The sequence below is a fragment of the Promineifilum sp. (SeqCode) genome (assembly GCF_041918635.1).
Taxonomy (GTDB): Bacteria; Chloroflexota; Anaerolineae; order Promineifilales; family Promineifilaceae; genus Promineifilum.
Map to the genome: position 1 here is coordinate 1 of NZ_JAYRVJ010000511.1, position 5641 is coordinate 5641.

The following is a 5641-nucleotide window of genomic DNA, read 5'->3' on the forward strand; positions in this document are numbered from 1 at the left end:
AGGGCGACCCGCCCGGTCAGCGCCGCCGCCGCCAACTCCTCCAGGCTGCCCGCGGCCACCGTCGGCGCGGTCACGTCACACGGCGGCGAGTACGGGTTGGCCGTGACCGGCAGGGGGCCGTCGCCCATCCACAACTCGACGCCATCCAGCCGCCAATCGACGCAGTCGAAGCGCTGCTCCTCCACCTCATAACCCATTCCCGCCAGCGCGCCGGCAATATAATCGGCCGCGGCGTGGTTGGCCGCCGAGCCGGGCGGCCGTCCGTCCGGCGCTTGCACCAGCGCGGCCAGGTGGGCACGGAGGCGAGTGAGGGTTGTGTCGCGGTTGCTCATGGACGCGCTCCTCTAAGAGCAGGGGCGCGGGGGTGCAGGGGAGTAGGGGAGAAAGACATTGTGCTTTCTCCCCCGCTCCCCCGCCCCCTGCTCCCCCGCGTTTCTCACTCAAAGGAGGCCAGAAACTCATCCACCTCCGCCTGATTCCAATCCGCCTCCGGCCGCTGGTAGACCAGCACGGCCGGGCCGCCGATGCCGGTGAACGGCACGGTCAGCACGCGGTAGGCCGTGTTGTCGGATGAACTCGTGCCCGTGCCGATGCTGGCCGTCACCGTTTCGCCGCCGATGGTGACCTGGGTCTCTTCCGTCTCTACGGTCTCGACGGCCTGGTCGCCCTGGGCGCGCGCCATGGCGTCGCTGAACGACTGCTCCAACTGCGCCTGCGTCAGCCCCGACGACGCGGGAACCTGCATCAGGAAGATGTGGCTGCGGCCGTCGGTGTGGTTGTAGCCGACCATCAGCGTGTCGGCCACGTCCATACCGAACTCTGGGGTAAAGCCGGCCGGCAGGGTGAACTGGGCGATCTCGCCGGCCTTCTCGCCAGCTGTCTCGCCCGTCGCCACCAGCCCGCATCCGGTCACGGCCAACGCGGCCACCAACACCAGCGCCAATAGTAGAAAGCGTTTCATAACCCACCTCTTAATCTGCGTAATCTGCGAAATCTGCGGATTCTTCTCTTCACTAGCCCGCGCCGCTGGCCCCGCCGCCGGCCGCGCCGGCCCCAGCCGCGCCCGCGCCGGCCGAGGCGCTGGCCGCGCCGCCGGAACTATTGGCGGCGGCGATGACGGCCACAAACGCCCCCATCTCCGCTCCGCCGCCGCCCAGCGCCCGGAAGTACGACGGCACGTTTTGGTAGTCGGACCTGGCCTGCCGCTTCACCCACGGCTCGGCCTGGCCGAACGCTGTGGCGTAGGGCAGGTACGCCTCATAGTAGGCCGGGTCGGGCACGTCCAGCTTGCCCTTGGCCGCGTCCTGTACGAAGCGGCGGAATGGGTCGAAGTCGGCTCGCAACCGCGCCGCGTTCCGCGACAGGGGCGAGATGGTCATCCCGGCGATCAGGATGATGAAGCCGGCGACGAAAACCGCTCCAATCCACAGCAGCGGCCAGAGGCCAAACAAGTCGTCGAACAAAAAGAGCGGCACCAGCATCGCCAGCGGCAGGAACATCACCACCACGCCCCAGATGAGCAACTGCTTGCCGCGCGCCTTGGCCTTCGAGTCAACAAACCCGCTCACGTCGGCCTCTCGCTCGACCGTCTCGGTGAACTCCTTCCAGCGCGACGAGGTGACGCGTTTGCCCATCTCCGACAGGGTGACTTCGCTGCCCGGCGTGCCCGATTTGTCGGTGAAGAGCAGGTCGAGCAGCGCTTGCTCGTGGGGCCGCAGCCCGGACGGCCGCTCGAGCAGCGTCACCAGAAAGTCGGACGAACGATACCACTTCTTCTCGCCCAACTCCTCGATGCGGATGAGGCCGCGCCCGGCCAGATCGAACAGCGTCGCCAGCCCGTGCTGCCAGCTGACCGTCTGGTTGAACAGGAACCCGGCCAGCGCCGGCGGCAAATCCGACGGCGGCTTGTGCAGGTAAGAGGTCGTCCGGGGCGCGGGCTGCTGGAAGGGGCGCGTCGCGGCGACGGCGGCCAGCACCCCGCCCAGCACGGTGGCGACGGCGGCGGCGATCCAGATCCACGCCCGGCTGTTTTGGGCCTCGCGCTGCGCCTGCCAGGCCGGCGGCGCGGCGTCGAATGAGCCAGGAGCGAAGTTGAGCCGCACGACCAGCGGATCCCCGGCCGAGAGGTTGCCCTGGGTGAAGAACACCTGGCCGTCGCCGGCGGTCGCGTCAGCCTTGCCGGCCAGCACTTCCGGCTCGCCCTGCCGCGTCGCCCCATCCGGGTAGCTGACCATCACCGTGCTGCTGGCAATGTCGTACTCGTACTCGTCGGGCAGCGCCTGCCAGTCGAGCACGTCGGCCTCTTCGCCCATGCGCACGACGCCGAGCGCGCGATAGGAGAGGTCAAAGGTGTGCGCCGCGTCGGAGGTCGGCGACAGATGCCAGGTGACCACGATGGGGTTGTTACCGGTGATCTCTACCTGGTTGGGGCCGGTTCCTGCGGGCCAGGGGACGCCATCCACACTGGCGACGATGTCGGTGATGCCATCGGTGTGGTCGGTCGGCAGTTCGCGGAAGACAAAGCTGAACGGCCCGCCCCGAAAGCGAAAGGTGACACTTTCCTCGACCAGCAACGAGCGGTCGTATTGGGCGGCCACATCCACGTCGAATCGGTCAGCGCTATAGGACTTATCCCCCTGCGCCGCGCCCATCGACAGGAGCAGGGCGATCAATACCAGACTTACCAAAAATCTGCGTGGCATGGAAGAAACTCCTTGTGGACACAATTATGAATTATGAGTTACGAATTATGAATCAGACCCATTGCCGCGACTTGTTCATAATTCGTAATTCCTAATTCCTAATTTTCTTTACGCAGGGTATCAGGTTTGAGTTGTGATCGCAACCGAGACCTGACAGGTGGGCGGCCACAGGTTCTCTCACCGAAAGAAACCCTGTGGCCGCCTACCTGTCAGGTCTAAACGATCTGTGGGTCGGACAGGTCGATGGTCTCGCTGAACCCCCAGCCGTTGGATGGGCCTACCTGGAGGCGCTGCCCCTCGACCTCCAGGATGACACAGCCCGGCGTCCGCGGCGAGTGACCCAGCGCCAGCTCGGGCGGGACGGCTTCGGGCGACAGGGTATGCGCCCGGCCGTGCAACTGCCAGGCGGCCGAGGTCACCACTGCCGCCGGCTGATGTTCCAGGTTGTAGAGCAGTTCCGAGGTCGTCGGGGCCAGCAGGAAGAACCGCATCCCGCAAGCCTCGCAGGGCAAGACCTGGGCCTGAATGCCGGCCGGGCCGTGGGTCGAGAGGGTAACCGTTTCGGCCGATTGCAGAAGGTCAATGACATGTTGGCGGAGATGATCGAGCATAGTGCGCCGCCTGTGTGCGCGTCGCTGCCACGGTTCACACATGCTCAGGATAGTCGTTGTGGGGCGGGTTGTCGCCTAACTAAAGTTAGGGGTCAGAGATGGGTGGGTTACGACTCGATCAACTCTCGCTCGCGGGCGCGGGCGACGGCCGCCGTGCGGTTGTGGACGCCCAGCTTGCCGAAGATGTGGTTGATGTGCCCCTTCACCGTGCCCACGCTGAGCACCAGCTCGTCGGCGATCTCCTGATTGGACGCGCCGCGGGCTACGTAAGCCAGAATCTCGCGCTCACGCTGGGTCAATTCGTCGAGGGCGTCGAGCGCCGGCGCTTCGTCAGCCGCGGGCGGCGGGGTCACTTCCTCGTCGAAGGCGCGCAGCAGCCGGCCCACGTAAGCCGGCGCGCCCTGCCGGACGCCCGGCCGCCGCAGCAGTTCCATCAGCGGCGCGCCCAGGTCGAGGAAGATGCGCGCATACCCCTGCGGCTCGGCCAGCCGCAGGGCGCGGGCGACAGCCGTCTCGGCCTCCGGCAACCGCCGCTGACCGGCCAGAGCCAGCGCGTGCAGCAGCAGCAGCCGGATGAGGCTGCCGGCGCGCCCGGCCCGCTCGGCCGCGGCGCGCAGCCGGCCCGCCAGCCCCTCGGCCTCGCCAAACCGCCCCTCCGCCAGCAGCGCCTCGACCAGGACGATCTGCTCCGTCTCGCGCCGGAAGTCAGCCGGGGCCTGCGACGAGAGACCCGCGGCCTCCATCCAGCCGACCGCCACGTCCGGCCGCCCTTCGCGACGGGCGAGCCGCGCGCCGTGGGCCAGCGCCGTCCGCTCCATCCCCGGCAGCCGTAACTGCCGCGCCATCTCGGCCCCTTCCTCCAGCTGGCGGCGGGCGGCCGGCCAATCGCCCCGCGCCGCATGGGTCTGGGCCAGCGCCACCCGTCCGAGCAAGGTCAGGCGCGGGTGGCCGCCGGGCCAGATCGCCTCCAGACCCGCGCCCAGCAGCCGTTCGGCGGCCGGCAGGTCGTCGCGTTCGTAGGCGATCAGGCCCAGGCCCACGTCGCCGTGGGCGCGCAGGGCCAGCGCCGCGCCGCCGGGCATCCCCTCCAGCTCCCGCAAGCGCTGCCACGTCGCCTCCGCCTCGTGCAGCCGGCCCAACGCGGCGCAGACGTGCCCCAGATGGCCCAGCGCGGCGAAGGCCAGATAGGCGTTCTCGTGGGCCACGCTCAACTCGGCCGCGGCGCGAAAGGCGGCGGCGGCCGGCCCGGCATTGCCCGTCATCATGTGGGCCAGACCCAGATCGAGCAGGCCGGCGGCGCGCCAGACGCCCTCGCCGGCTGGCAGCAGGGCTTGCGCCTGCTGGGCCATGCGGATGGCCGCTTCCGGCTCGCAACGCTGGGCGGCCATGGCCCCGGCGATGGTCGCCCACCGGCCGCGATAGACGGTGTGTTGCGGCTCCGGCAGCCGCTCGACCGCCGCCTCGACCTCGTCGCGCAACCGCGCGGCCTCGTCCCAACGGTTGTGCAGCACGAGCAGCCAGATGTGCAGCAGGCGCAGGTCGATCCGCCCCGCCAGGACAGCCGGCGGCAGCGCCTCCAGCCAGCGCAGCAGGGTGTCTACCTCGCCATGCGTCCACGTGCGTTCGGCGACGCGCTCGATGAGATCGGCCGCCGTCTCGAACTCTTCGGCGGCCAGGGCGTGGGCGATGGCGCGGCCGGGGTGGCCGTTGCCGGCGCACCACGCGCCGGCCCGCCGGTGCAGCTCGCGCCAGCGCGCCGGATCGCTCTGGCGCAGGCGCGTCTCCAGCGATTCGGCGAACAGCGGATGGTAGCGGAACCAGCACTGATCTTCGTCGAGCGACTGGGTGAACAGGTTCTCGCGCGCCAGCCAGGGCAGGAGCGGTTCGACCGCCTCGACTGGTTGGCCCATTACCGCCGCGCACAGCGGGGCCGACAACCGGCGCAGGATCGACGTTCGCAGCAGGAAGTCGCGCACGTCCGGCGCTTGTTGCTGCAACACCTCTTCCAGCAGGTAGTTGAGGACGTAGTGGTGCGAGCCGGAAAAGGTCTGGACGAAGTCGTGGCGGCCGCCGGCGTCGTAGCCGCGCAGCGAGTGGGCCGCCAGGTGCACGCCGGCCGGCCACCCCTCCGTGCGCTGCTCCAGCAGGGCGACATCGTCCAGCGACAACCCTAGCCCCATCTCGCCATTGAGGTAGCGCTCCATCTCCGGCCGGCTGAAGCGCAGGTCGGCGGCGCGCAGTTCGACCAGTTCATCCGCCACGCGCAGCCGGGCCAGCGACAGAGGCGGGTCGGCGCGGCTGATGAGCGCCAGGCGCATGCCCGGCGGC

The 5641-nt window shown here is 69.2% G+C and carries 4 protein-coding genes and 1 pseudogene; all 5 read right to left on the reverse strand.

Annotation, left to right across the window (positions count from 1 at the left end; all coding sequences use genetic code 11):
• A pseudogene (locus ACE3UY_RS15435) lies at window positions 1–332 on the reverse strand (Zn-dependent exopeptidase M28); the annotation flags it as partial.
• A gap of 104 nt (window positions 333–436) precedes the next feature.
• A complete protein-coding gene (locus ACE3UY_RS15440; protein WP_374688391.1) occupies window positions 437–961 on the reverse strand; it encodes a hypothetical protein in 525 nt (174 codons plus the stop codon).
• Window positions 962–1013: 52 nt separating this feature from the next.
• Entirely contained in the window at window positions 1014–2702 is a 1689-nt protein-coding gene (locus ACE3UY_RS15445) for a DUF2207 domain-containing protein (RefSeq protein ID WP_374688392.1), read from the reverse strand.
• A 215-nt stretch (window positions 2703–2917) separates the two neighbouring features.
• Window positions 2918–3313 carry a hypothetical protein gene (locus tag ACE3UY_RS15450; protein ID WP_374688393.1) on the reverse strand — a complete coding sequence of 132 codons (396 nt, stop codon included), beginning with the start codon at window positions 3311–3313 and terminating at the stop codon, window positions 2918–2920.
• Between the two features lie 107 nt (window positions 3314–3420).
• The coding region (locus tag ACE3UY_RS15455) for a LuxR C-terminal-related transcriptional regulator (protein WP_374688394.1) at window positions 3421–5641 on the reverse strand (2221 nt) is incomplete at its 5' end.

Coding starts and splice junctions, on each gene's coding strand:
- ACE3UY_RS15445 (WP_374688392.1), bottom strand. CDS start 2,702: ATGCCACGCAGATTTTTGGTAAGTCTGGTATTGATCGCCCTGCTCCTG.
- ACE3UY_RS15440 (WP_374688391.1), bottom strand. CDS start 961: ATGAAACGCTTTCTACTATTGGCGCTGGTGTTGGTGGCCGCGTTGGCC.
- ACE3UY_RS15450 (WP_374688393.1), bottom strand. CDS start 3,313: ATGCTCGATCATCTCCGCCAACATGTCATTGACCTTCTGCAATCGGCC.